The sequence below is a fragment of the Antribacter soli genome (assembly GCF_021568775.1).
Classification (GTDB): Bacteria; Actinomycetota; Actinomycetes; order Actinomycetales; family Cellulomonadaceae; genus Antribacter; species Antribacter soli.
This window is the reverse complement of record NZ_JAKGSG010000053.1, coordinates 80805-104728: the sequence shown is the minus strand read 5'-3', so window position 1 is coordinate 104728 and position 23924 is coordinate 80805. Positions and strand designations below refer to the sequence as shown.

Here is a 23924-nt window from a genome sequence, read left to right as displayed (position 1 = left end):
CGGCTGCCTTGATTCTTTCACCTTCGAAAGGGTCGATGCCGACGACGACGTCGGCGAGGGCTGCGGTGCTGGGCCTCGGTCCCTCGAGGCCCAGCACCAGTCTTTGTCAGCGCACGCCGGCTGCCGCGCCGGCGATCGCGGAGTCGACGTTGGAGGCGTCGATGATTGCCGGGCCGGTCAGGATCGGCCGCTGGGGCAGCTCGATGCCGTACAGCACGTAGCTGTTCGCCATCGACACCGCCAGGTATCCCTGCATGTAGGGCTGCTGGTCGATCGCGAACAGCTGCTTGCCCTCCTTGATCCGCTCGAGCTGGGTCTCGTCCAGGTCGAACGTGCCGAGCGAGACCTTGTCGCCCAGGCCGGCCTGGTCGATCGCGCTCGCCGCGGCATCGGCGTCACCGGTTCCGATGGTGACCACCGCGTCGATGGTGTCGTCCTTCAGGAGCGCAGCCTTGATGCCCTGGGACACGGCCGTGGGGTTGCCGAAGCTCGACGACGGCATCGGGAGCTGCTCGGCCTCGCCGCCCGCCCCCTCGATCCCCTCGGCCAGACCGGCGCACCGCGACTCGCTGTTCGCGGCCCCGGGGAGCGTGTTGACGCAGAGGACGTGCTGGGCGCCTTGCTCACCGAGGTACTCGCCGCCCGTGACCCCCGCGACGTGGTCGTCGCTGCCGACGTAGTTGAGCGCGCCGACCGCGTCGGCCGCCTCGAGGCCACCCGAGTTGTAGATGAACAGCGGGATGTCCTTCTCCACGACGCGCTTGAAGGCGGCGTCCTCGGCTTCCGGCACCCAGTCCGGGCCGACGACGGCGTCGGCGCCGTTGCTGACCGCGGTGTCGATCAGCTTGGCCGCGTCGGGCCCGAGGTTGTCGTAGTTCTGGGGCCCGAGCCAGGTCACGCTGCCACCGCTCGCCTCCACGACCTTGGCGGCATCCTCCGCACCACGCTTCACGCGTGACCAGAACGGGTCGTCCGACTTCCCGCCGACCACGTAGATGTCGGCGCCGCCAACACTGCCGCCACCGCCCGACGTGGCGTCGTCGCCCGCGTCGCTGTTGCCGCTGCCCGAGTTGCAGGCACTTGCCAGCAGCAGCGTCGCTGCCGCCGCGGTTGCCAGGCCCGTCCGGGCCCAGGTGCGCGTCTTGCTCATGAGGTTCCTCCTCTCTCGACCGAACTGCGCGGGTCACTTCACTGTGACTCTTCGAAGACCCCGGAGCCGGTGTTCCGACATGGCCCCTTGTGGCGCCAGTCACCAGGGAACAGTCTCGGAAGAAAGAATATCAAGACATTCTAGCAAAGTTTCTGTAGCGCTCTAGATCCGCAGCCCTAGACCGTTCTAGAAGATTCGGTCCAGATCGCTCTATGCTGTCCTGGTCGAGGTTCGGGGCCGTCCCTGTGGCGGACCCGCTACGGTTGCCCACAGAGACGCGAAGGAGGCGAGTGGACGTGACAGAAGACCCGCGCCGGCGCGTCACGCTCGCCGATGTCGCGCGGCGCGCCGGCGTCTCCACCGCGCTGGTGTCCGTCGTCATGCGCGACGCGCCCGGCGCCAGCCAGGCCAGCCGAGAACGCATCCTCGGGGTGGCGAAGGAGCTCGGCTACCGGCCGGACGTCCGGGCCCGATCGCTGGCGAGCCTGAAGGCACACGTCATCGGGGTCCTCTTCGGCAAGGCGGGACGATTCCACCTGGAGCTGCTCGACGGCCTCTACGCCGCGGCGGAGGAACGGGGATGGGATCTCGCGCTCAGCGCGCTCACCGACAGCCGGGACGAGAAGCAGGCCGTGGACTCCCTGCGCGACTTCCGCCTGGACGCCCTGGTGATGCTCGGCCCACCGGTCCCTGAGCCGTTGCTGGCGGGACAGGTCCCGGTCGTGGTCGTGGGATGGCACGTCGACCACCCCGAGGTCGACATCGTGCGCACCTCCGACGAGCACGGCATGGCGCTGGCGGTCGACCACCTGGTCTCGCTCGGCCACAGCCGGATCGCCCATCTCGAAGGCGGCTCCGGGCTGGTCGCGCAGGCCCGGCGCGACGCCTACCGCAGCGCGATGCGTGCGCACGGCCTGGAAGCGCAGATCCGGGTAGTCCCGTGCGGTGGCGAGGACCAGCTGGACGGACAACGTGGGGCTCGGGCGCTGCTCCAAGCCGGTTCCGAGCTCCCGACCGCGGTGGTGGCGTTCAACGACGACATCGCGGCCGCCGCGATGTCGGTGCTGGCCCAGCAAGGGATCGACGTCCCGCGGGACATATCGGTCATCGGCTTCGACGACAGCGTGCTGGCCCAGAGCCCGGGGATCGACCTCACGAGCATCCGGCAGGTGCCTCGGGAGATGGCCCGCCTCGCGGTCGAACGCATCGTGGCGCGCACCGACGGCGCGGACGTGGCTGACCGGGAGATCGTGCTCGAGCCGGGGCTGCGCGTGCGGACCAGCACCGGTCCCGTCCGCGAGTCCTGACGTGGTGGCCGGCCTCTCAGCTTTCGATTGGACGCTTCTCGCACTCGCGGGGTTCATGGTCGGCTTCGCCAAGACCGCGGTGGGCGGGGTGGGATCCCTCGCGGTCGTCCTGTTCGCCGTCGTGCTGCCTGCGCGCGAATCGACCGGCGCGCTGCTCCCCCTGCTGATCGCCGGGGACCTCGTCGCCGTGGCGCTCTACCGCCGTCACGGGTCGGCCCGTGAGCTGGTCCGCCTGCTACCGGGCGTGGCGCCAGGGCTGCTCCTCGGCGCCTGGTTCGTCGCTCGCGTCGACGACACGGCCATGACGCTGACCATCGGGGCGGTCCTCGTCGTCATGGGAGCGGTGCAGATCGGGCTGCGGCTGAACCGCCGTCACCAAGACCTGCCTGAGCCGCCGGCAGTCCATCCGGTCTGGACCGCGGCCATCGGAGCGGTCGCCGGGTTCGCGACGATGACGGCCAACGCGGCCGGCCCAGTGATGGCGCTCTACCTGATCATGGCCGGGCTGCCGATGCTCCGGATACTCGGCACCGGCGCGTGGTTCTTCCTGGTGGTCAACCTGCTCAAGGTGCCGCTCAGCACCTCTCTCGACCTCATCAGCCGGTCATCCCTGCTGCTCGACGCCTGCCTGATCCCGGCAATGCTGCTCGGAGCCTTCGCCGGAGCCAGGATCGTGCGCGGCTGGCACCAACGACAGTTCGAGCTGGCGACCTTGGCGATGAGCATCGTCGCCGCCGGTCTGCTCATCGCATCGGCCTGATGCGGGAAGAGCGGTGTGCGCGGTGTGCCACAGGTAGGTCGGCTAGAAGGTGTGTTCCGGGCCGGGGAAGGTGCCGGCTTCGACGTCGGCGGCGTAGTCGCGTGCTGCCTGGACGAGGGTGGCGTGGAGGTCGGCGTACTGCTTGACGAACCGTGGCAGGCGTCCGGTGCGCAGACCAGCCATGTCTTGCCAGACGAGGACCTGGGCGTCGCAGCCGTTGCCTGCGCCGATGCCCACGGTGGGTATGGCGACGGCCCGGGTGATCTGGGTGGCCAGCTCGCCGGGGATCATCTCGAGGAGCAGGGCGAAGGCGCCGGCTGTCTCGAGCTCGCGCGCGGTGGCGATCAAGGCGGCAGCAGCCTCGCCGCGTCCTTGGACGCGGTAGCCGCCGAGGGTGTGCTCGCGTTGGGGCGTGAAGCCGATGTGGGCCATGACGGGGATGCCGGAGCGTGCGAGCAGCTCGACGTGGGGCGTGATCTCGTCGCCGCCCTCGATCTTCACGGCGTGGGCTCCCGCTTCCTTGACGAACCGCACGGCGGTGTGGAAGCACTGATCGGGTGAGGCCTCGTAGGAGCCGAAGGGCAGGTCGGCGAGGACCAGGGCGTGCTGGGCGGACCGGGTGACGGCCCGCACCAGGGGCAGGAGCTCGTCGACGGTGACCGGCAGGGTGGTGTCGTTGCCGTAGACGTTGTTCGATGCGGAGTCGCCGACGAGCAGGACGGGGATGCCGGCCTCGTCGAACGTCGCGGCGGTGTACATGTCGTAGGCGGTGAGCATGGCCCACCTGTGCCCGCGTTCCTTCATCTCGCGCAGGTGGTGGACGCGCACGCGCTTGCGAGTCGGTGGAGTGCTACGGCTCGTGCCGTACGGCGCGGGCTGTTCGGTCATTCCGGGTTCTACTTCTGTGCGGGGACCCGGATGAGGGTCTGCTGGCCGGCGGCGATCAAGGTGCGCCGGTCGTGGTCGACGGCGAAGGCCTCCAGCCGGCAGACGCTCAGGGTGTGCCCGGAGCGCAGCACGGTCCCGACGGCCTCGATGTATTGCCCGGCCGCGGGGGCCAGGAGGTTGATCTTGTACTCCACGGTCAGCACCTCCTGCCCTGCGTCGAAATGGGTGAGAGCGGCAAGACCGCCTGCGCTGTCGGCGATCGTGCTGGTCGCGCCGGCGTGGACGTAGCCGTGCTGCTGGGTGAGCTCAGGCCGGTGCGGCAGCCGGATCCGTACCTCGCCCGGGGCGATGCGGATCAGTTCGGCGCCGAGGTGGTCCATCAGGCTTTGGTTCTTGAAGCTCGCTCGGACGCGGGCTTCGACCTGCGCGCTGGCGCCGTTGGACGCCTGCGGGCTGGATGTCTCGTGGTCCACGCTTCTCCTCGGCTGCTGGCGGTGGGTCATCCGGTGATCGCCTGCTCGACGAGCAGGACGAGGCCGATCACGATCATGAGCGCACCCGAGACCCGGGTGACGACCCGGGCCGCGGTGGGCCGCGCGCGGAGCACGCGGCGCGCCGCGAGACCGACCGCTACGTAGACGACGGCGCAGCTGGCCGCGTGCACCAGGCCGAGGGCTGTGATCTGCACGGCGACGGGCCAGTCGGCGCCGGGGTCGGTGAACTGCGGCAGCAGGGCGAGGAACAGCAGGAACAGCTTCGGGTTCAGCCCGCTGACCCCCACGCCGCGGACCGCCTGCCCCAACCAGGAAGCGGCCACAGGTTCGGTGCCCGTGTGTGGGGCGGCGGGACGACGCAGCATCCCGATGCCGAGCCACACCAGGTAGGCCGCACCGATCGCCGTCAGCGCGGTCAGCACCGCTGGGGAACGTGCCACGAGCACCCCGACGCCCGCCGCGACGACCGCGGTCGCGAGCAGGTGCCCGGCGAGCATTCCGCCGACTGCCGGCAGCACCGATCGATTCCGCAGGCCCGCGGCGATCGCGTACGCCCAGTCGGCCCCCGGCGTGATCACGAACAGCACGGACACCGCCCAGAACGCGAGCACCATGGTCGCGGACACCTCACACCCTCCTCCGCACGATCCTCGGCTGCGCCGTGGTGGCGCACGAGGAACGGTAGATCGAGGTCCGCAGAAGGTGGTTCCAAGTTTTTGCGTCCGTGTGGAATGCCGTGGAACGATCCTTGCTGTGGATGCGATCGACCGCGAGATTCTTGCGGAGCTGCAGAAGGACGGGCGCCTGTCGCTCACCGAGCTGGCCGGACGAGTACGCCTGAGCGTGTCACCGTGCCACCGCCGGCTGCGTGCCCTGGAACGGTCCGGCGTGATCAGCGGGTACCGGGCCCAGCTGGACCCGCATGCCCTCGGCCTGACCTTCGAGGCGATCGTGTTCGTCACCATGCGCTCGGCCCGCCGGGAGTCGGTCTCGGCGTTCGAGGAAGCCATCGCCGACATGCCGAACGTGCTCCAGGCCGAGCGCCTCTTCGGCGATCCTGACTACCTACTGCGCGTCATCGCCGCCGACCTGCCGGCCTTTCAACGGCTCTACGACGACCAGCTCGCCACCCTGCCCGGCGTCGAGCGCCTGAGCTCCACCCTCGTCATGAAGAACGTCGTCGGTGATCGAGCCCTACCGCTGTGAGCCGCAGTCCTACGGCAGAGGTCCGGACATGACTGCTGATGCGCCGACCTGGCCGGCCCCGTCACCTCCGTCACGAGCGCGGGGACCCACCACCTGGTCGCAACGGGCGCCGCGCGGTTGATCACCAGCGCCGCCGACATCGTCGACCTGATCGACACGAGCAGTGGTGCGCCCCGGCTGGAGCCTGCCGGGCCCCAAGTTTTCGGCTCGTGCCCACCGCAGGAGCCGAGAACGGACACCGCACGCCAGCGCCCGGGCCGTCGCGGTGACCTCGACGGAGGAGATGATGGACGGTCTCACCCGGGTTTGATGGAGACATCGAAGACCCGGAGGATTGGGAGTCGTGCCTGCACCCCGCAAGTACGAGGCCGCGAATGCGTTCGCACTGGAGTTGGGCGCCCGCACCGCCAAGAACCTCGCGACGGTGGACCTGTGCGGGTCGCTGGTCGAACCGGACGCCACGACCTGACCGCGCGCGGCGTCGGACGTTGGTGGGGGTGCACGAGGCGCCCAGCACCGCTGGCGCAGGACTCAGCCCTCCCCACACAGGAGGCATGAGCACCAGTACGGACCCCATTCCCTCGAAGTTCACCGGCACGGCGCGTGCGAACGGTCGGACAGTTCAGCGCCCCACATGGACACCTCCTTCAAGCCCGGCACGTGTATGCCTCTGCCTCCCCGAGAGGCGGCCTCTTCCGCGCGGTCTGAGGCTCACGAGCCGATGGGGTACTGCCTGGGACGGCCAGCTGGGCATTGTCGCCACCACCGTGACCTGGCACCCTGGTCGGGCACCGACTCGGCACAGAACATGTCGTAACGGCAGGGGGATGTCCGTGGCTGGTGGACAGAGCGTCGACGACGACGGCGCGGCGCCATCGGAGAACGAGCGATCGCAACGAGGCCCGCAGAGTTCGTTGCGCAGGTTCCTTGGCTGGCTGGGTGGCTCGTTGCTCCTCTACCTGCTGGGCGATCCGATCAAGGAGCAGGTCATCGATCCGCTCCTGGCGCCCGTTGCCAGCCGGATCGGCGACGAGGCCGTCGGGTTCCTCTTCCGCCCGCTTGCGGTTCTCCTCATCCCCCTGGTGGTCTGTGCGGGCATCCTCCTGCTGGCAGCTCGTGACGCCGGCGGCCGGCTGCGCACGCCGTACCGCTTCCAGGGTGCGGCGACGTGGCTCGTCGTTGCCTTCCTCGGGACGACGCTCTGGAGCAGTTTCGACGGCAGGCCATGGTTGACGTACCTGTCCACGGCCGCTCTCGTGCTCGTGGCGGTCCTGGGCATCGAGCAGGCCGTGTGGCTCCGCGGCGGCAGAAGCGCCGGGCTCGGCCGCACGATGCTCGCCCTCTCGGCGATGCTGTACGGCGTGACGGAGGCCAAGATCGGCGTCAGCGGCATTGCCGATTCCTCGCTCCCCGCCGTGGAACGCGTCGACACCGGTTCACTCGCCCTGCTCGGGATGCTCTTCTCGGCGTTCGGCCTCGCAATTCTGCTGGATCTACGGTGGCTGCTGACTCTCCTCATGATGGCACTGTCCGTGCAGCTGACGCTCTGGAGCGTCGGCGCCTTCTTCATCGGCCAGCTTCCCCTGCGCAGCGCGACATTCGCGCTCGCTGCGACCGCGACCGCAGCCTTCGTCGTCGCGCTGTGGCGTGATGACGCGCGAGCACCCGGAGTGGCGGGAGTGCTTCGCGGCATCGCCGGGCGAGCCGGGACGCTTGGCGGTGTCGCCGCCGGGGCCGCGGGGGTTTCGCTGTCCGTCGATGTGCTCGTCCTCGACTACGGGGTTCCCGAGCCGTATCGGATCCTCCCTGCGGCGGCGTGGGCCATCGGCGGGCTCGCGTTCTGGACCTACGCCGCCGCACTCCTCACCGGACAGCGCATCATCGTGGGCGTTGCCGGGATCATGCTGGGCGCGGCGTTCGTGTGCGGCGCGGCGGGAGACGCACTCGTCGGAGCAGCGGGCCCCGCCAGCGGCAGCGCGCTGGACATCCCGATCGACTGGACACTGGGAGCAAGCGCGGAAGCCCTGGTCGGCGCCGCGTTCCTGACGATCGGTGGCGGACTGCTCCTGCGACAGCTCGACAAGACCAATCGGATCAAGCGGTGGGCACTTGACCTGTGGCAGCGCTGGGTGCCCTCATCCCCCTGACTAACCTCAGTGCTGGTGTAGACGCCGGACGGCATGTTCGGTGTCGGCTCCGCCGGCGGGCCACTACGCCGTACCCACCGCAGGGCACGGACGAGCCGTTCTGACCCATCGCCTCTAGCGACGTCGCTTGGCACGTGGTGCGCACCCTCCTCCCAGAGAATGGGAGGCCCCCGATGCGCCAGGACACCCGCACGCCCGAGTCGCAGGCCGCCGACCGGCAGGCGAAGCTCGACGCACTGCACAAGACCCTGACCGATGCCGTGCAGGCGCTGGTCACCGGTGAGGACTGGCGGCGCGCGATCGAGTTCGCGGCGAAGTTCAGAAGGTACAGCTTCGGCAACTCCTTGCTCTTGATGCAGCAAGGCCTCGCCGCGTACGAGGCGGGCCTGCTGCCGGACCCGTTCCCGGACTACGTCGCCGGGTACAGGCAGTGGCAGTCCCTCGGCCGCCAGGTTCGGGCAGGGACGCGCGGCTTCCAGATACTGGCCCCGACGACCGCGCGCGTCGTCGTAGCCGAGGACGGCTCCTACCGGCGCCTGGCACGCGGAGAGAAGCCCGCACCGGGTGAGACGACAACCACCCGCATGGTCGGGGTCCGCCCGGCGACGGTGTTCCCGGCCGCCTACACCGACGGCGAGACACCGATCCCGCAGCGTCCGGCCCCGCAGCTCCTGCAGGGCCGGGCACCACCCGGGCTGTGGGACGGCCTGGCGGCCCTGATCCGCGAGACCGTCCCCGATCCCGCAGCGTCCGGCCCCGCAGCTCCTGCAGGGCCAGGCGCCGGCGGGACTGTGGGAGGGGCTCACGACCCTGATCCGCGACACCGGGTTCACGGTCTCCACCGTCCCGGCGGCGGACGCGCTCGGCGGCGCCAACGGCGTGACCCGCTGGCCGACGAACGAGATCCTGGTCCGAGCCGACATGGACCCGCTGGCGATGTGCAAGACGCTCGCCCACGAGGCGGCTCATCGAACCGGGCACTCGCCCGACGACCCTGACGTGCCCGGCCACCGCGGCCTGGTCGAGGTAGAAGCGGAGTCAGCCGCCCTCCTCGTGCTCAGCGCGCACCACGTCGACACCTCCCCGTACACCGTCCCGTACGTCTCGACATGGGCGTCGCGGGTCGAGGGCGTCGACCCGGTCACCGCCGTCCAGCAGACCGCCGCCCGCGTCCGCACGATCGCGCTGAGCATCCTGGACCGTCTCGACACGGCGATGGTGCCCGACGGCGACCCGCCCGGCCTGGACCGGCTCCTGGCCGAGCAGGACGCTCCGTTGGACTCTTCGTCCTGCTGCTCCGGCGCGCCTCGACACCGCCGAACGGCCTCCGGCTACGAGTGGCCGCCATGAGCTCCACCTCCCCACGCAGGGAGGTAAGCGGGCCGTGTCGGAGCGGAGCCAGAGGGAATAGTGAGGGGATAGCTGCGGCCGCTCGTGTCCACGAGAGCGGACGGCGTCGATGCAGGTCACAGGCATAAAACGCCTGGTGGTGGGCCCGGCCGGGATCGAACCGACGACATCCACGGTGTAAGCGTGGCGCTCTGCCAGCTGAGCTACAGGCCCTGGCAGCGGCCAAGAATACTCGCACTGCCCCGCAAAGACCGCCGGGACCCGGCGCGTTGCGCCGGGTCTGGTGGATCAGACGCCCGCGAGCGCCTGGCGGTACCCCTCCAGGTCCCGGCGCTGCCCTCGCGGGTTGACCACGGACCAGCGCACGATCCCATCGGGATCGACGAGGAACGACCCGCGCAGCGGGTGGCCGGTGACGTCGTCGAACACGCCGTAGGCACGGGCGACCTCGCCGTGGGGCCAGAAGTCGGAGAGCAGGTCGAAGCCGAAGCCCTCCTTCTCCTGCCAGGCCTTGAGCGTGAAGACGGGGTCCGTCGAGACGGCGAGGAGCCGCACGCCGGCGGTCTCGAAGTCCTCGATGTTGTCGCGCAGCTCGCACAGCTCGGCCGTGCAGGTGCCCGAGAACGCGAACGGGTAGAAGACGACGAGCACGGTCTCCCCGCGCAGGTCGGCGAGGTTCACGGGCGTGCCGTGCGTGTCGGGCAGGGTGAAGTCGGGGGCCGGGTCGCCCGGCTGGATCGCGGTCACGCCCGTCATTCTCGCTCAGTCCCCCGCTGTCAGCGCCCCCGGCCCCGGAAGGCCAGCCGGGTGGCCGACCAGTCGGGTGCGATCGAGAGCGTGCTGGTGGCCTGCAGGCCTGCGGTGGTCGAGGCCTCCTGGACGTCGCTCGGGCGCACGTGGCCTTCACGGCCCGCCTTGGGCGTGAAGATCCAGATGAGACCGCCGTCGTCGAGCACGGTGAGCACGTCCACGAGGGCGTCGGCAAGGTCGCCGTCGTCCTCCCGCCACCACAGGATGACGGCGTCGGTGACGTCGTCGTAGTCCTCGTCGACCAGCTCGGAGCCGATGACGTTCTCGATGGCGGCACGCAGGTCGTCGTCGACGTCGTCCCCCCACCCGAACTCCTGCACGACCTGGCCGGCGGCAAATCCGAGCCGGGCGACGCCCGTCGACTCGGTGCCCTGGGGATCCGTGGTCTGTCCCACTTTGGTCCTTCGTTCCTTCCGTCGATGTGCGGACGGCAACAGCGGCGCGTCCTTCGTCGCAAAGGTAGTGCACGGAAACCCGCCGTGCTTCGCAACACCACCCGCCGACGTCGAGCAGCACGTCATTGCCGGTGCCAAGCCCCGTACTGAGTCTCACTCTGCCGATACGCCGTCTCATTCCAGACCGAAGTAACGCAGATCACGCGGGCTTGACCGGCACATGGTGTGAACCCGCGGCCGAAGGGGACAGAATGTGTGTTGACCACCTGTGCGTGGAGGGCACCGCGGCTACCACCGAGTGTCGTCCCTCCGCGCGTCGTGGCGCTGACAGGACGGCCCGGGCGAACCCGCCCCGTGCGGCCGAAGAATCGAGAGAGGTTGCTGGTGGCTTCGTTTGACGAGACCGGACCGCTGATCAACGGTCTGCTCAGCGCCGTTCCGGACATCGACCCTGCCGAGACGGCGGAGTGGGTCGAGTCCTTCGACGGTCTGATCGACGACAAGGGCGGCCCGCGGGCCCGGTACGTCATGCTCAACCTGCTCCGGCGGGCCCGTGAGCGCAACGTCCACATCCCGGCCTCCATGGCCACGCCGTACGTGAACACGATCGGCGTGCACGAGGAGCCCTACTTCCCGGGCGACGAGGCGATCGAGCGCCGCTACCGCTCCTGGATCCGCTGGAACGCCGCCGTCATGGTGACGCGCGCCCAGCGCCCGGGCCTGTCGGTCGGCGGCCACATCTCCTCCTACGCGTCGGTGTCGACGCTGTACGAGGTGGGCCTGAACCACTTCTTCCGCGGCAAGGACCACCCCGGTGGCGGCGACCAGATCTACTTCCAGGGCCACGCCTCCCCCGGCGTGTACGCGCGCGCATTCCTCGAGGGCCGCCTGTCGGCGGACCAGCTCGACGGCTTCCGCCAGGAGAAGTCGCACGCGGGCGGCGGCCTGCCGTCGTACCCGCACCCGCGCCTCATGCCCGACTTCTGGGAGTACCCGACGGTCAGCATGGGCCTCGGCCCGGCGTCCGCGATCTACCAGGCGTGGACCAACAAGTACCTCGAGAACCGCGGGATCAAGGACACGAGCCAGCAGGACGTCTGGGCGTTCCTCGGCGACGGCGAGATGGACGAGCCGGAGAGCCGCGGCATGATCCAGCTCGCGGCGCAGCAGCAGCTCGACAACCTGACGTTCGTCGTGAACTGCAACCTGCAGCGCCTCGACGGCCCTGTCCGCGGCAACGGCAAGATCATCCAGGAGCTGGAGTCACAGTTCCGCGGCGCCGGCTGGAACGTCATCAAGGTCGTGTGGGGCCGCGAGTGGGACGCCCTGCTCAACGCGGACAAGGACCGCGCGCTGGTCAACCTGATGAACGTCACGCCGGACGGCGACTACCAGACGTACCGCGCGGAGTCGGGCGCGTTCATCCGCGAGCACTTCTTCGGGCGTGACCCGCGCACGAAGGCGCTCGTCGAGAACATGACCGACGACGACATCTGGAACCTCAAGCGCGGCGGCCACGACTACCGCAAGCTCTACGCGGCGTACGCGGCGGCGCGGGCCCACACGGGCCAGCCGACGATCATCCTGGCGCACACGATCAAGGGCTACGGCCTGGGCTCCGGCTTCGCCGGCCGTATGGCGACGCACCAGATGAAGAAGCTCAAGGCCGACGAGCTCAAGAGCCTGCGCGACTCGCTGCACATCCCGATCTCCGACGAGGAGATCGAGGCGAACCCGTACCTGCCGCCGTACTACCACCCGGGCGCAGACTCCCAGGAGATCCAGTACATGCTGGAGGGCCGTCGCCGGCTCGGCGGGTTCGTGCCCGAGCGCCGCTCGGCCACGCGCTCCCTCACGCTCCCGGGCGACAAGACGTACGAGCTGCTCAAGAAGGGGTCGGGCACGCAGCAGATCGCCACCACGATGGCGTTCGTCCGCCTGCTCAAGGACCTGCTGAAGGACCCGGAGCTCGGCAGGCGCATCGTCCCGATCATCCCGGACGAGGCTCGCACGTTCGGCCTGGACTCCATCTTCCCGAGCGCGAAGATCTTCAACACGCTCGGCCAGCACTACCTCGCGGTCGACCGCGAGCTCATGCTGAGCTACAAGGAGTCCGAGCAGGGCCAGATCATGCACACCGGCATCAACGAGGCCGGTTCCGCGGCCGCGTTCCAGGCGGTGGGCACGTCGTACGCCACGCACGGCGAACCGATGATCCCGGTCTACATCTTCTACTCGATGTTCGGCTTCCAGCGCACCGGCGACCAGTTCTGGGCGGCGGGCGACCAGCTCACGCGCGGCTTCATCATCGGCGCGACCGCGGGCCGCACCACGCTCACGGGCGAGGGCCTGCAGCACGCCGACGGCCACTCGCCGATCATCGCCGGCACCAACGCGGCGATCGTGCAGTACGACCCGGCGTTCGGCTACGAGATCCGCCACATCGTCCGCGACGGCGTCGAGCGCATGTACGGCAACGGCTCCGACGGCCGGGATCAGAACGTCATGTACTACCTCACGGTGTACAACGAGCCGATGGTCCAGCCGGTCGAGCCGGAGGACGTGGACGTCGAGGGCATCAAGCGCGGCATCCACCGGATCTCTGTGTCCGACGCCGATGGCCCCAGGGCCCAGCTCCTCGCCTCCGGCGTGGGCGTGCCGTGGGCGCTCGAGGCGCAGCAGCTCCTGCTGGAGGACTGGGGCGTGGCCGCCGACGTGTGGTCCGTGACGAGCTGGAACGAGCTGCGCCGCGACGCCCTCGCCGCCGAGCACGACGCGCTGGTCGACCCGACGGCCGAGCCGCGTGTGCCGTACCTCACGGAGAAGCTCTCCGGGGCGCAGGGTCCGTTCGTCGCCACGAGCGACTTCGACCACCTGGTCCCCGACCAGATCCGCGCGTGGGTCCCCGGAGACTACGGGGTGCTCGGCGCCGACGGGTTCGGCTTCTCCGACACCCGCGCCGCCGCCCGCCGCCACTTCCTCATCGACGGCCCGTCGATGGTGGTCCGGACGCTGCAGATGCTCGCCCGCCGCGGCGAGATCCCGGCGGACGCGGTCGCCAAGGCCGTGGAGAAGTACCGCCTCCTCGACGTCACGGCCGGCACGTCCGGCAGCGCCGGCGGGGAGTCCTGACCTCGTAGTGCCCGACGCCGGTCTGGTCGCCTCTTGCGGGAGGCGACCAGACCGGCGTCGGGCATTTCCGCGACGAAACCGGGCCGGGCGACCACGGCGTGGCCGGGGGCTGGTGCCGCCCGGACCATGTCGGTGTCACATGGAAGAATGCCGCTCATGGCGATACGAGAGATCCGAGTGGTTCCCGACCCGGTGCTGCGAACCCCGTGCGAGGAGATCACGACGATCGACGACCGGGTCCGCGGCCTGGTCACGGACCTGGTGGAGACGGTCGACAAGGACGGCCGTGCGGGCCTGGCGGCGAACCAGATCGGCGTCAACCTGCGGGCATTCTCGTGGAACGTCGAGGACGAGATCGGCTACGTGCTGAACCCGCGGATCGTGGAGCTCTCCGAGGACACGCAGGACGGTGACGAGGGCTGCCTGTCCGTCCCGGGCCTGTGGTACCCGACGGCTCGCGCCTGGTACGCCAAGGTCGTGGGCATGGACCTCGACGGCAACGAGCTCGTCGTCGAGGGCACCGGCCTCATGGCCCGGGCCCTGCAGCACGAGTGCGACCACCTCGACGGCACGCTGTACCTCGACCGGCTCGACCGGACGGTGCGCAAGCAGGCGATGCGGGAGCTGCGCGAGCGCCTCTGACCACCGGGTGACGGTTCTGTGGAGAAATCACCTTCTCGCGGCGTGGCATCTGGCCTTGTGTCGAGCGCATGTCACGAGATCGTCATGATGTGTTTTCACGAATTGACGAAGAAGGTCTACCCCCGAAGCGCCCGTTTCGGTAAGAATGTGCGACACGAACTCGTTGCGCATGCGTGATTATCTGGACGTTGCGCACTGTTTCACCTCGCACGTCGACGGGGAGTCGGGCAGTATGTGGTGCGGAACACCGTGCGCGTACCGGACCACAGCGTCACCGCCCGGGTGAGGACGTAGGGGAAGACGTACCTCGACCCTCAGGGAGGAAGACATGGCCGGTGCCATCACCCGCGGTGTGCTGTTCGTGCACTCCGCGCCGCGCGCCCTGTGCCCCCACATCGAGTGGGCGGCGGGGAACGTGCTCGACGCGCGCGTCTCCATGGACTGGACCCAGCAGCCGGCTGGCCGCGGCCTCTACCGCGCAGAGCACTCGTGGCAGGGCCCGCAGGGCACGGGCGCCAAGGTGGCGTCCGCTCTGCGCGGCTGGTCGCACCTGCGCTACGAGGTCACGGAGGATGCCAGCCACGGTGCCGACGGCGCCCGCTGGTCCCACACCCCCGACCTCGGCATCTTCCACGCCATGACCGACGTGCACGGCAACATCGTCGTACCCGAGGACCGCGTCCGCGCCGCCCTCGACCTCAAGGAGCCGCGCGCGGTGCGGGACGCGCTGGACCTGGCGCTCGGAGCCGCGTGGGACGACGAGCTGGAGCCGTTCCGCTACGCCGGCGCCGGCGCGCCCGTGCGCTGGCTGCACCAGGTGGGGTGACAGGCACTCCCCCGCGAGACACGTCGGCGGCGCCACCCGTGAGGGAGGCGCCGCCGACGTCGCGTGCGGGGGTGTCAGGCGTTCGTGACCACGAGCGCCACGTTGTGACCACCGAACCCGAAGGAGTTGTTGATCGCCGCGACGTCGCCGCCGGGCAGCTTGGCCGGCTCGCCACGAACGAGCGGGACCTGGAGCTCCGGGTCGGGGTTCGCCACGTTGATCGTGGGCGGGGCGAGCCGCTCGTGCACCGCCTTGACCGTGAACACGGTCTCGAGCGCGCCGGCACCGCCGAGGAGGTGACCGGTCATCGACTTGGTCGCCGAGAGCAGGACGTGGTCCGCGTCGTCGCCGAGCAGGGTGCGGATGGACCGCGTCTCGGTGAGGTCGCCCACCTTGGTGGAGGTCGCGTGCGCGTTGACGTGCACCACGTCGGCGGGGGTGACGCCGGCGTCCTCCAGGGCCCGGCCCATCGCGGCCACCTGGCCGCGGCCCTCCGGGTCCGGCGAGGTGATGTGGTAGGCGTCGGCCGACAGGCCCACACCGGCGAGCTTCGCGTACACGCGCGCGCCGCGGGCGGCGGCGTGCTCGGCGCTCTCCAGCACGACGACGGCCGCGCCCTCGCCGACGACGAAGCCGTCACGGTCGATGTCGTACGGTCGCGACGCGCCCTCGGGGTCGTCGTTGCGCAGCGACAGCGTGCGGGACGCGGCGAAAGCGGCGATCGGCATCGGGTGGATCGTCGCCTCGGTGCCGCCGCAGATGACGACGTCGGCCCGACCGGTGCGGATCATGTCCGCGCCGTAGCCGATCGCCTCCGCGCCGGACGCGCAGGCCGAGACCAGCGCGTGCGCGCCCGCCCGGGCGCCGAACTCCAGCGACACGAAGGCCGCGGGCGAGTTCGGCATGAGCATGGGGACGGTCATCGGGAGCATGCGCCGGGCGCCGCGCTCGCGGAGCGTGTCCCAGCCGTCGAGCAGCGTCCAGACCCCGCCGATGCCGGACGACACCACGGCACCCAGCCGGTCGCCGTCCACCTCGGGCGCGCCGGCGTCGGACCAGGCCTCGCGCGCGGCGATGATCGCGTACTGCGCGGACGGGTCCATGCGCTTGATCTCGGGCCGGGGCAGGACATCCTCCGGCTTGACCTTGATCGTGGCCGCGAAGTTCACGGGGATCTCGTAGCGCTCGGCCCAGTCGTTGTCGAGCGTCCGTGCACCGGACCGGCCAGCGAGGGCGGCGTCCCAGGTGGACGGCACGTCACCGCCGAGCGGCGTGGTGGCGCCGAGGCCGGTGACGACGACGTCGCGTGCGGAGGTCATGTGGTTCTCCCTCGTGGGGTCGGTGGACGGTGGGGTGCTGCTTGCTGCCCGACGCCGGACCGGTCGCCTCCTGTGGGAGGCTGCCCGGCCGGCGTCGGGCACCTGAGCGGGATCAGGCCTGGGCGCCGGCGATGAAGCGGACCGCGTCGCCCACGGTGGCGAGGTTCTTGACCTCTTCGTCCGGGATGCGGACCCCGAACTTGTCCTCCGCGTGGGTGACGATGGTCATCATCGACAGCGAGTCGATGTCGAGGTCGTCCGTGAACGACTTCTCGAGCGCGACGGCGTCGGTGGGCAGGCCGGTCTCCTCGGCGACGATCTCGGCGAGGCCCTCGAGGATCTCCTGCTCGGTGTTGGCCATGGTGTTCCTTCTCTTTCGTGGTGAACCGGTGCCGTCGGCCCCGGGGGACTGCGTTTCGTTCGTGCGGAAGATTACGGCAGCACGACGACCTGTGCGGCATACACAAGGCCCGCCCCGAAGCCGATCTGCAGGGCGAGGTCGCCGGACTTCGCCTGGCCCTCGGTGAGCAGCCGCTCGGTCGCGAGGGGGATCGACGCGGCGGACGTGTTGCCGGTGTCGACGATGTCGCGCCCCACCACGACAGTGTCCGGCAGCCCGAGCTGCTTGACGACCTGGTCGATGATGCGCGTGTTCGCCTGGTGCGGGACGAAGACCTGGATGTCGTCCGCCGTCACGCCGGCCTCCGCCATCGCCTTCGCAGCGATCGGGGCCATCTGGAAGCTCGCCCACTTGAAGACGGTCGGGCCGTCCTGGCGCAGCGTCGGCCAGCCGAGGCTCGGGTCCTCGCGCAGCTCGGCCCAGGAGTGCGTCTGGCGGATCGCCGACGCCTTCGAGCCGTCCGAGCCCCACACGGTCGGGCCGATGCCCGGGGTGTCCGAAGGGCCGACGACGGCAGCGCCGGCGCCGTCGCCGAGGAGGAACGAGATGGTGCGGTCGGTCGGGTCGATGAAGTCGGAGAGCTTCTCCGCGCCGATCACGAGCACGTGGCGGGCGAGGCCCGCGCGCACCAGGGCGTCCGCCTGGCCGATGCCGTACGCGTAGCCCGCGCACGCGGCCGAGATGTCGTAGGCGGCGGCCGGCGTCGCGCCCAGGCGCTCCGCGAGGATCGCGGCGCCCGACGGCGTCTGGTGCCAGTGCGTGATCGTCGACAGGATCACCGCGTCGACGTGCGCGCCGGTCAGGCCCGCTGCGTCGAGGGCCTTGCGGGCGGCCGCCTCGGCGAGGTCCAGGACGTTCACCTCCGGGCCCGAGCGACGGCGGGTCACGATGCCCGTGCGCTGGCGGATCCACTCGTCCGACGAGTCGATCGGGCCGGCGATGTCGTCGTTCGTCACGACGTTCTCACCGCGCTCCGCGCCGATCGCGAGGATGCGGGAGAAATGGGTCGGGGTGGCCTGCTGGAGGATGGTCACTGCTCTGCTCCGGTGGTCCGGGCCGCCGAGTGGCGGGAGATGAGGTCACGGGCCGCGTCGATGTCTTCGGGCGACTTCACCGCGACGGCCTCGACGCCCTTCAGGCCGCGCTTCGCCAGGCCCGTGAGCACGCCACCGGGGGCGAGCTCCAGCAGGCCCGTGACGCCCCGCGCGGCGAGGGTCTCCATGCACAGGTCCCAGCGCACCGGCGCCGTCACCTGACCCGCCAGGTTCGCCAGCACGTCCGCGGCGCGGCCGTGGCCGTGCTCGCCCCCCGCGTACGCCGTGCCGTCCAGGTCCGCCAGGAGCGGCAGGCGCGGGTCGTTCGCCGCCCAGCCCAGCGCCACCGCCTCGAACACCTCGCGCGCCGACGCCATGAACGGCGTGTGGAACGCGCCGGCCACCTGCAGGGGGATCACGCGGGCACGTGCCGGCGGGTTCTCCCCCAGCTTCGCGAGGCCCTCGAGCGAGCCCGCCGCGACGACCTGGCCGCCGCCGTTGACGTTCGCCGGCCACAGCCCCGCGGCCTCGATCGCCGCGAGCACCTCCTCCGGCTCGCCCCCCACCACGGCGCTCATCCCGGACGGCGCCGACGCCGCGGCCCGGGCCATCGCCCGGGCGCGGTGCGAGACCAAGCCTGCCGCGCCGTCGTCGGACAGGACACCCGCGACGGCCGCCGCCGCCACCTCGCCGACGCTGTGCCCCGCGGTGACGTCCACGACGTCGGCAGCGTCCTGGCCGTCCAGGACCACGCGCAGGGCGAGCAGGGAGGACGCCACGATGAGCGGCTGGGCCACGGCCGTGTCGCGGATCGTGTCCGCGTCCGACGTGGTGCCGTGGGCGACCAGGTCCGTCCCGGCGGCGTCCGAGGCCGCCGCCAGAAGGTCGGCGATGCCGGGCAGCTCGAGCCAAGGGCTGAGCATCCCGGGGGTCTGCGAGCCCTGTCCAGGGCAGACGACGGCGAGCACGGGTCCACTGTGCCAACCAGGAACCGGCCCCGGACGTCGCGACCCGTACCAACCTGGCAGAAACCGGTTGTGGGATCCCTACAAGGCGCCGGGCGCGTCTCCGTGCGGGGCGCCCTCAGTCCCGGTCGCCGAGCTGGCCCAGGGCAAGGGCAATCTGCAGCACGAACGACTCCCGCGCGTCCAGCGGGTCCCAACCCGTGATCTCCGACACCTTCCGCAGCCGGTAACGCACCGTGTTCGGGTGCACGTACAGCCGCCGGGCCGCCGCCTCGAGCGACCGGCCCGTACCCAGGTACGCCGACAGCGTCTCGAGCACCGCGCCGCCCGCGTCCCGCAGCGGCACGAACGCCTGCGCCACGAGCGTGCGCCGCGCCGTGACGTCGCCCGTCAGGACGCGCTCCGGGAGCAGGTCGTCCGCCATGACCGGGCGCGGGGCCTGCGGCCATGCCGCCGCAGCAGCCAGGCCCGCGAGCGCCGCGCGCGCCGACCGGGCCGCCTCCGCCAGGCTCGGGACGGGCGAGCCGATCACGACGGGTCCCGGACCGAACCGGGTCAGCAGGTTGGTCGCCGCGCCCACGAGGTCACCCTCGCCGCCCAGCACGAGGACGAGGCGGTCGCCGTGGATACCGACCAGCGCGTCGCCCGCCGCGCGTCGCGCGACGCGGCGCAGCTCCGCCGTCCGCACGTCGTCGAGGGCGCTCGCGGTCGACCCGACGACGACGAGCGTGCTCCCCCGCCCGCTCCACCCGAGGGCCGACATGCGCGAGCGCAGGGAGTCGTGGGAGTCGCCGCGCACCAGGGCGTCGACGACGAGGGCCTCGAGCCGCGCGTCCCACGCGCCGCGAACCTCGGCGGCGCGCGCGTAGACCTCGGCGGCCGAGAACGCGACCTCGCGGGAGTACCGCAGCACCGCCTCGCGCAGGTCGCGCTCGCCGCCGGGCGCGGCGATCTGGTCGGAGAGCTGCTCGACGACGTCGACGCCCACCCGCACGAGCTGCAGCGTCTGCTGCAGGGAGATGGAGCGCGTCAGCTCCGGCGGGGCGGCCGAGAACATCTCGCCGACGCCGTGCGGCGGGCGGACGGGGTCCGCGAACCACGTGATGAACGCGTTCACCCCTGCCTGCGCGACGAGCCCTACGTAGGAGCGGTCCTCGGCGGGCAGGTCGCGGTACCACCCGAGCTCGTCGTCGAGGCGGCGGAGGGTGGCCGCGGTCAGCAGACCGCTGGCGTCGCGGACGCGCTGCAGGTTCTGCGGGCTGCCCTCGGGCTCCACGGTGGCGCCCTGAACGGGTCGGGGGGAGGCTGACACCCCTGGAGCATACGAGGGGGCCTTGTCGACAGTCCACAAACGGACTTTCGGCCTAACGAGCCACGGGGCGAAACTGTAGGGTCGTGGGCATGGCCCTGATGCCCCGGCTCCGCCAGCTCATCCGTCGGCCCTTCTCCGCATCCACGGTCGGGGCTCGCCGGCCGTCACCGTCTGCGCCACGGCGCGGCGACGAGGTGCACGAAGACGCGCTGCGCGCGATGCTGCTCGACGACCCCAACAACGAGAGTGCGTTCAGTGCCCTCGCCGAGATCGTCCGGCGCCGCGCGCAGGAGGACCCGCACCCCGACGACCCTCTCCGCGAGACCGGGGAGGAGCCGAGCGCGGCGGAAGCGCGGCAGCAGGCCGCCGACCTCGCCGTATGGGCGCTCGCCGAGGAGCTCGCCGGTCACCCGCGCGGGTGGTACCCGCTCGTGGAGCTCGGCCGGCTGTCCCTCGCCGACGACCCGGAGGGCGCCGTCCGGCGCCTCACGACCGCGGCCGAGCGCGACCCCCAGGGCCGCGCCCTCGCCGAGGGCATCGGCATCCTGCGGGAGGCCGGCCTGCCGGTCGAGGCGCTCGGCCTCGGCCTCGGGCACTGGCGGGTCCGCGACCACACCCCCGACGTGGGGCGGCACCTCGTGTACGCCGCCATCGAGGCAGGCCGGGTCTTCGAGGCGCGCCAGCACCTGGAGTCGCTGGGCATGCACCCGGACGCGGCGGCGGTCGAGGCCCTGCGGGACGAGCTGGAGCAGGCGATCGCGGTGGCGGAGCGCCGGACCTCGAACTGACCGCGCGTGTCGCCGGCGCACGTCGCAGTTCGGTACCGAGATCCGCAGCTTGAACTACGACTCTCCGTACCGAACTGCGACGTACACGCACGAGGCGACCGGTCCGCCGTCGGCAACGTGGGTCAGCCCTTGACGCAGAGGACCGTGGTCAGGCGGGCCACAACCTCGACGAGGTCGGCCTGGGCGGCGATCACGCTGTCCAGATCCTTGTAGGCACCGGGGATCTCGTCGAGGACCCCGGCGTCCTTGCGGCACTCGACGCCCGCCGTCTGCGCAGCGAGGTCGTCGGTGGTGAAGACCTGCTTCGCCTTGGTCCGCGACATCCGCCGTCCGGCGCCGTGCGACGCCGACCAGTACGACTGCGGGTTGCCGAGACCCCGCACGACGTACGAGCCCGTGCCCATCGAGCCCGGGATGAGCCCGAGGTCGCCCTTGCCGGCCCGGATCGCGCCCTTGCGGGTGACGATCAGCTCCGCGCCGTCGACCTGCTCGCGCGCCACGTAGTTGTGGTGCACGTTCACGCCCTCGTCGAAGGTGATGTCGCGCCCCGGGAACTCGTCGCGGACGGCCTGGACGGCGAGCGCCATCATGACCGCCCGCGACCGCGCCGCGTAGTCCTGCGCCCACCACAGGTCGTTCAGGTACGCGTCCATCTCGGGCGTGCCCGTGAGGAAGACGGCCAGGTCCCGGTCGACGATGCCCTGGTTGTGGTCCTGGCCCTTGGCGATCGCGACGTGACGCTCCGCGAGCTCCTTACCGATGTTGCGGGAGCCGGAGTGGAGCTGGAGCCAGACGTTACCGTCCGCGTCCACGCACACCTCGACGAAGTGATTGCCGCCGCCCAGGCTGCCGAGCTGCTTGCGCGCCCGCGTCTCGAGCTGCTGGACCTTCGGGTGCAGCCGCTCGAAGCGGTCCCAGAACGCCTGCTCGCCCCGCAGCCGCTCAGCGCCGCCCGAGCCCGCGACCGGACGCAGGCGCCGCAGGTCCACCGGCTCGTCGTGGGAGTGGAAGCCCACGGGGATCGCCGCCTCGATGCGCGAGCGCAGCCGCGACAGGTCGTCGGGCAGGTCGTCGGCCGTGAGCGACGTGCGCACGCCGATCATGCCGCAGCCGATGTCGACGCCCACCGCGTTCGGGGACACGGCATCGCGCATCGCGATCACCGAGCCGACGGTCGCGCCCTTGCCCAGGTGGACGTCGGGCATGACGCGCACGCCCTCGACCCACGGCAGGCGGGAGATGTTCCGCAGCTGGTTCAGGGCCGCGTGCTCGACGTCGTGCTCGTGCGCCCACATCAGGGTCTGCGCCCGGGCACCCGACAGGGCGACCGGGAAGGTGATGCTCATGACTGGTCCTTCGTCGATGGTTCAGGGACGGCGTCCGTCGACGCCAGGTTGGCGCGCGTCCGCGCCGTCCGCAGAACCTACGGGCCCGGGTCGCGGAGGGACCAGTGAAAATCGGCGCTGCCGGGCGGGTGCAGCCGAAGCAGGTACTGACAGGGCCCCGCAGTCTCGGCGACGTGCGCCTAGCGTGAACGGCATGGCGTGCATCGGTTCGCCGCACGCCGTCGTCGTCCCCGCCACACCGAGGAGTCAGCATGCACACCCGTACGCTCGGCCAGGGCCTCGAGGTCTCCGCGATCGGCCTCGGCGCCATGGGCATGTCCATGAGCTACGGCCCGACCCCGGGCAGCCGCGACGACATGACCGCCGTGCTGCGCGGCGCGGTCGACCGCGGCGTCACCTTCTTCGACACCGCAGAGGTCTACGGTCCCTACGTCAACGAAGAGCTCGTCGGCGAGGCGCTCGCGCCCGTGCGCGACCAGGTCGTCATCGCCACGAAGTTCGGCTGGCAGATCCGGGACGGCCGGATGACCGGCCTCGACAGCCGGCCCGAGCAGATCCGCCGGGTCGCCGACGCGTCCCTGCGCCGGCTCCGCACCGACATGATCGACCTGTTCTACCAGCACCGCGTCGACCCCCAGGTCCCGGTCGAGGACGTGGCCGGCACGGTCAAGGAGCTCGTCGAGGCGGGGAAGGTCCGCCACTTCGGCCTGTCGGAGGCCGGCGCCGCGACGATCCGGCGGGCGCACGCCGTCCACCCGGTCTCCGCTGTGCAGAGCGAGTACTCGCTGTGGACCCGAGACCCCGAGCCGGAGGTGCTGCCCACCCTCGCGGAGCTCGGGATCGGGTTCGTGCCGTTCAGCCCCCTGGGCAAGGGATTCCTCACCGGCACCGTCGACCCGGCCACCCAGTTCGCTCCCGGCGACATCCGCGCGACCATCCCCCGGTTCACCGAGGAGAACCGGACAGCCAACCAGGCACTCGTCGACCACGTGCGCGAGCTCGCGCGGACGAAGGGGGCGACGCCCGGCCAGGTCGCGCTCGCCTGGCTGCTGGCGCAGCAGCCCTGGATCGTGCCGATCCCCGGGACGCGGCGCATCGAGCGCGTCGAGGAGAACGCCGGCGCGACGTCGGTCCCCCTGTCTGCCGACGAGCGGTCCGACCTCGATGCGCTCGCCGCGCGAATCGGCGTGCACGGCAACCGGTACAACGAGACCGGGATGGCGATGGTCGGGCTCTGACACCGGGGCGGGTCGGGGCCGGCTTGGGGGCCGGGTCGTGGCCGGCTCCGTGGCCGGGCTCGGGACCCGGCGGAATCGGCGTCGGGCCTGGGCCGATGCCCGTCCTGACCGCTCGAACCGGTACTCTCGGCGTACGCCCGTAAGGGCGCGCCCCGTTAGCTCAGCTGGTCAGAGCAGGAGACTCATAATCTCTCGGTCGCGGGTTCAAGTCCTGCACGGGGCACCTCGAAAGGGCGGAGTTCTGCGGATCTCCGAGTCCCGAAAGGGGCGCAGACTTGATCTGCCCAACAGAAACCCAACACTTTGGCTCCGTTCGAGCTCTCGTGCGGCCCGTTCAGGCGACCCAGCTCGGAGTGCGCTGGAGTACCCCGGAGCGGCCCGCGCACCTCAGGGGCATGAACACCAACACTGCCCT

24 protein-coding genes and 2 tRNA genes are annotated in these 23924 nt (G+C 71.0%); 13 read left to right on the top strand and 13 right to left on the bottom strand.

The genetic code is table 11. The features are described from left to right. Positions 1 to 106: 106 nt before the first annotated feature. The gene (locus L1785_RS19150) at positions 107 to 1150 is read right to left on the bottom strand and encodes a sugar ABC transporter substrate-binding protein (protein WP_236090897.1); all 1044 of its coding nucleotides are present in this window, start codon (positions 1148 to 1150) and stop codon (positions 107 to 109) included. 290 nt (positions 1151 to 1440) lie between these two features. Between L1785_RS19150 and L1785_RS19145 the strand changes: the two genes are divergently transcribed. Beyond that, on the top strand, positions 1441 to 2457 hold the full coding sequence (locus L1785_RS19145; protein ID WP_236090895.1) for a LacI family DNA-binding transcriptional regulator: 1017 nt from the start codon (positions 1441 to 1443) through the stop codon (positions 2455 to 2457). Between the two features lies 1 nt (position 2458). After that, positions 2459 to 3217, top strand: coding sequence for a sulfite exporter TauE/SafE family protein (locus L1785_RS19140; RefSeq protein ID WP_308113382.1), 759 nt, complete (start codon positions 2459 to 2461; stop codon positions 3215 to 3217). Positions 3218 to 3259: 42 nt separating this feature from the next. On the opposite strand, the gene panB is transcribed toward L1785_RS19140, so the two are convergent. The 3 genes from panB to L1785_RS19125 are packed head-to-tail and all read right to left on the bottom strand — an operon-like array spanning position 3260 to position 5225. Continuing rightward, positions 3260 to 4105, bottom strand: coding sequence for a 3-methyl-2-oxobutanoate hydroxymethyltransferase (gene panB, locus L1785_RS19135; protein ID WP_236090893.1), 846 nt, complete (start codon positions 4103 to 4105; stop codon positions 3260 to 3262). Between the two features lie 8 nt (positions 4106 to 4113). Continuing rightward, positions 4114 to 4578 carry a PaaI family thioesterase gene (locus tag L1785_RS19130; RefSeq protein ID WP_236090892.1) on the bottom strand — a complete coding sequence of 155 codons (465 nt, stop codon included), beginning with the start codon at positions 4576 to 4578 and terminating at the stop codon, positions 4114 to 4116. A 26-nt stretch (positions 4579 to 4604) separates the two neighbouring features. After that, on the bottom strand, positions 4605 to 5225 hold the full coding sequence (locus L1785_RS19125; protein WP_236090891.1) for a LysE family translocator: 621 nt from the start codon (positions 5223 to 5225) through the stop codon (positions 4605 to 4607). A gap of 127 nt (positions 5226 to 5352) precedes the next feature. Between L1785_RS19125 and L1785_RS19120 the strand changes: the two genes are divergently transcribed. The 5 genes from L1785_RS19120 to L1785_RS19105 all read left to right on the top strand — a co-directional run bounded on the left by L1785_RS19120 (position 5353) and on the right by L1785_RS19105 (position 9302). After that, positions 5353 to 5805, top strand: a complete 453-nt coding sequence (locus L1785_RS19120) for an Lrp/AsnC family transcriptional regulator (protein WP_236090890.1) — start codon at positions 5353 to 5355, stop codon at positions 5803 to 5805. A gap of 343 nt (positions 5806 to 6148) precedes the next feature. Further along, a complete protein-coding gene (locus L1785_RS22950; RefSeq protein ID WP_268915472.1) occupies positions 6149 to 6274 on the top strand; it encodes a hypothetical protein in 126 nt (41 codons plus the stop codon). Positions 6275 to 6572: 298 nt separating this feature from the next. After that, positions 6573 to 7952 carry a hypothetical protein gene (locus L1785_RS19115; protein WP_236090889.1) on the top strand — a complete coding sequence of 460 codons (1380 nt, stop codon included), beginning with the start codon at positions 6573 to 6575 and terminating at the stop codon, positions 7950 to 7952. A 173-nt stretch (positions 7953 to 8125) separates the two neighbouring features. Continuing rightward, the gene (locus L1785_RS19110; RefSeq protein ID WP_236090888.1) at positions 8126 to 8950 is read left to right on the top strand and encodes an ArdC family protein; all 825 of its coding nucleotides are present in this window, start codon (positions 8126 to 8128) and stop codon (positions 8948 to 8950) included. A gap of 1 nt (position 8951) precedes the next feature. Beyond that, positions 8952 to 9302 (top strand): hypothetical protein, encoded by a 351-nt coding sequence (locus tag L1785_RS19105; protein ID WP_236090887.1) that lies wholly within the window; start codon positions 8952 to 8954, stop codon positions 9300 to 9302. 137 nt (positions 9303 to 9439) lie between these two features. On the opposite strand, the gene L1785_RS19100 is transcribed toward L1785_RS19105, so the two are convergent. From L1785_RS19100 to L1785_RS19090, 3 genes are all read right to left on the bottom strand, one after another. Next, positions 9440 to 9515 (bottom strand) — tRNA-Val (locus L1785_RS19100). A gap of 75 nt (positions 9516 to 9590) precedes the next feature. Further along, the gene (locus L1785_RS19095) at positions 9591 to 10049 is read right to left on the bottom strand and encodes a peroxiredoxin (protein ID WP_372461887.1); all 459 of its coding nucleotides are present in this window, start codon (positions 10047 to 10049) and stop codon (positions 9591 to 9593) included. 29 nt (positions 10050 to 10078) lie between these two features. Beyond that, complete coding sequence (locus tag L1785_RS19090; RefSeq protein WP_236090885.1) at positions 10079 to 10507, bottom strand: DUF3052 domain-containing protein; 429 nt, start codon at positions 10505 to 10507, stop codon at positions 10079 to 10081. Between the two features lie 384 nt (positions 10508 to 10891). Between L1785_RS19090 and aceE the strand changes: the two genes are divergently transcribed. The 3 genes from aceE to L1785_RS19075 all read left to right on the top strand — a co-directional run bounded on the left by aceE (position 10892) and on the right by L1785_RS19075 (position 15107). Beyond that, the gene (gene aceE / locus L1785_RS19085) at positions 10892 to 13639 is read left to right on the top strand and encodes a pyruvate dehydrogenase (acetyl-transferring), homodimeric type (RefSeq protein WP_236090884.1); all 2748 of its coding nucleotides are present in this window, start codon (positions 10892 to 10894) and stop codon (positions 13637 to 13639) included. Positions 13640 to 13795: 156 nt separating this feature from the next. Next, the gene (def, locus tag L1785_RS19080; RefSeq protein ID WP_236090883.1) at positions 13796 to 14281 is read left to right on the top strand and encodes a peptide deformylase; all 486 of its coding nucleotides are present in this window, start codon (positions 13796 to 13798) and stop codon (positions 14279 to 14281) included. 328 nt (positions 14282 to 14609) lie between these two features. Continuing rightward, positions 14610 to 15107: a DUF3145 domain-containing protein gene (locus L1785_RS19075; protein ID WP_236090882.1), complete on the top strand. Its 498-nt coding sequence runs from the start codon at positions 14610 to 14612 to the stop codon at positions 15105 to 15107. Between the two features lie 74 nt (positions 15108 to 15181). On the opposite strand, the gene L1785_RS19070 is transcribed toward L1785_RS19075, so the two are convergent. The 5 genes from L1785_RS19070 to L1785_RS19050 form a co-directional block, all read right to left on the bottom strand. Continuing rightward, positions 15182 to 16426 carry a beta-ketoacyl-[acyl-carrier-protein] synthase family protein gene (locus L1785_RS19070; RefSeq protein WP_236090881.1) on the bottom strand — a complete coding sequence of 415 codons (1245 nt, stop codon included), beginning with the start codon at positions 16424 to 16426 and terminating at the stop codon, positions 15182 to 15184. Positions 16427 to 16538: 112 nt separating this feature from the next. Then, positions 16539 to 16787: an acyl carrier protein gene (locus L1785_RS19065; RefSeq protein WP_236090880.1), complete on the bottom strand. Its 249-nt coding sequence runs from the start codon at positions 16785 to 16787 to the stop codon at positions 16539 to 16541. Between the two features lie 71 nt (positions 16788 to 16858). Beyond that, on the bottom strand, positions 16859 to 17860 hold the full coding sequence (locus L1785_RS19060) for a beta-ketoacyl-ACP synthase III (protein WP_236090879.1): 1002 nt from the start codon (positions 17858 to 17860) through the stop codon (positions 16859 to 16861). Then, entirely contained in the window at positions 17857 to 18828 is a 972-nt protein-coding gene (locus L1785_RS19055; protein ID WP_236090878.1) for an ACP S-malonyltransferase, read from the bottom strand. Before L1785_RS19055 ends, L1785_RS19060 begins: the two co-directional genes overlap by 4 nt. A 115-nt stretch (positions 18829 to 18943) precedes the next feature. Beyond that, positions 18944 to 20101, bottom strand: coding sequence for a PucR family transcriptional regulator (locus tag L1785_RS19050; RefSeq protein ID WP_236090900.1), 1158 nt, complete (start codon positions 20099 to 20101; stop codon positions 18944 to 18946). 125 nt (positions 20102 to 20226) lie between these two features. Between L1785_RS19050 and L1785_RS19045 the strand changes: the two genes are divergently transcribed. Then, the gene (locus L1785_RS19045) at positions 20227 to 20925 is read left to right on the top strand and encodes a tetratricopeptide repeat protein (RefSeq protein ID WP_236090877.1); all 699 of its coding nucleotides are present in this window, start codon (positions 20227 to 20229) and stop codon (positions 20923 to 20925) included. A 122-nt stretch (positions 20926 to 21047) separates the two neighbouring features. On the opposite strand, the gene L1785_RS19040 is transcribed toward L1785_RS19045, so the two are convergent. After that, complete coding sequence (locus L1785_RS19040) at positions 21048 to 22271, bottom strand: RtcB family protein (protein WP_236090876.1); 1224 nt, start codon at positions 22269 to 22271, stop codon at positions 21048 to 21050. 251 nt (positions 22272 to 22522) lie between these two features. On the opposite strand from L1785_RS19040, the gene L1785_RS19035 reads away from it, so the two are divergent. Together L1785_RS19035 and L1785_RS19030 are read left to right on the top strand one after the other, a co-directional pair. Next, positions 22523 to 23509 carry an aldo/keto reductase gene (locus L1785_RS19035; protein WP_236090875.1) on the top strand — a complete coding sequence of 329 codons (987 nt, stop codon included), beginning with the start codon at positions 22523 to 22525 and terminating at the stop codon, positions 23507 to 23509. Between the two features lie 149 nt (positions 23510 to 23658). Next, a tRNA-Ile gene (locus tag L1785_RS19030) sits at positions 23659 to 23732 on the top strand. Positions 23733 to 23924: the final 192 nt, after the last annotated feature.

Coding starts and splice junctions, on each gene's coding strand:
- L1785_RS19150 (WP_236090897.1), bottom strand. CDS start 1,150: ATGAGCAAGACGCGCACCTGGGCCCGGACGGGCCTGGCAACCGCGGCG.
- panB (WP_236090893.1), bottom strand. CDS start 4,105: ATGACCGAACAGCCCGCGCCGTACGGCACGAGCCGTAGCACTCCACCG.
- def (WP_236090883.1), top strand. CDS start 13,796: ATGGCGATACGAGAGATCCGAGTGGTTCCCGACCCGGTGCTGCGAACC.
- L1785_RS19040 (WP_236090876.1), bottom strand. CDS start 22,271: ATGAGCATCACCTTCCCGGTCGCCCTGTCGGGTGCCCGGGCGCAGACC.
- L1785_RS19075 (WP_236090882.1), top strand. CDS start 14,610: ATGGCCGGTGCCATCACCCGCGGTGTGCTGTTCGTGCACTCCGCGCCG.
- L1785_RS19045 (WP_236090877.1), top strand. CDS start 20,227: ATGGCCCTGATGCCCCGGCTCCGCCAGCTCATCCGTCGGCCCTTCTCC.
- L1785_RS19070 (WP_236090881.1), bottom strand. CDS start 16,426: ATGACCTCCGCACGCGACGTCGTCGTCACCGGCCTCGGCGCCACCACG.
- L1785_RS19035 (WP_236090875.1), top strand. CDS start 22,523: ATGCACACCCGTACGCTCGGCCAGGGCCTCGAGGTCTCCGCGATCGGC.
- L1785_RS19110 (WP_236090888.1), top strand. CDS start 8,126: ATGCGCCAGGACACCCGCACGCCCGAGTCGCAGGCCGCCGACCGGCAG.
- L1785_RS19065 (WP_236090880.1), bottom strand. CDS start 16,787: ATGGCCAACACCGAGCAGGAGATCCTCGAGGGCCTCGCCGAGATCGTC.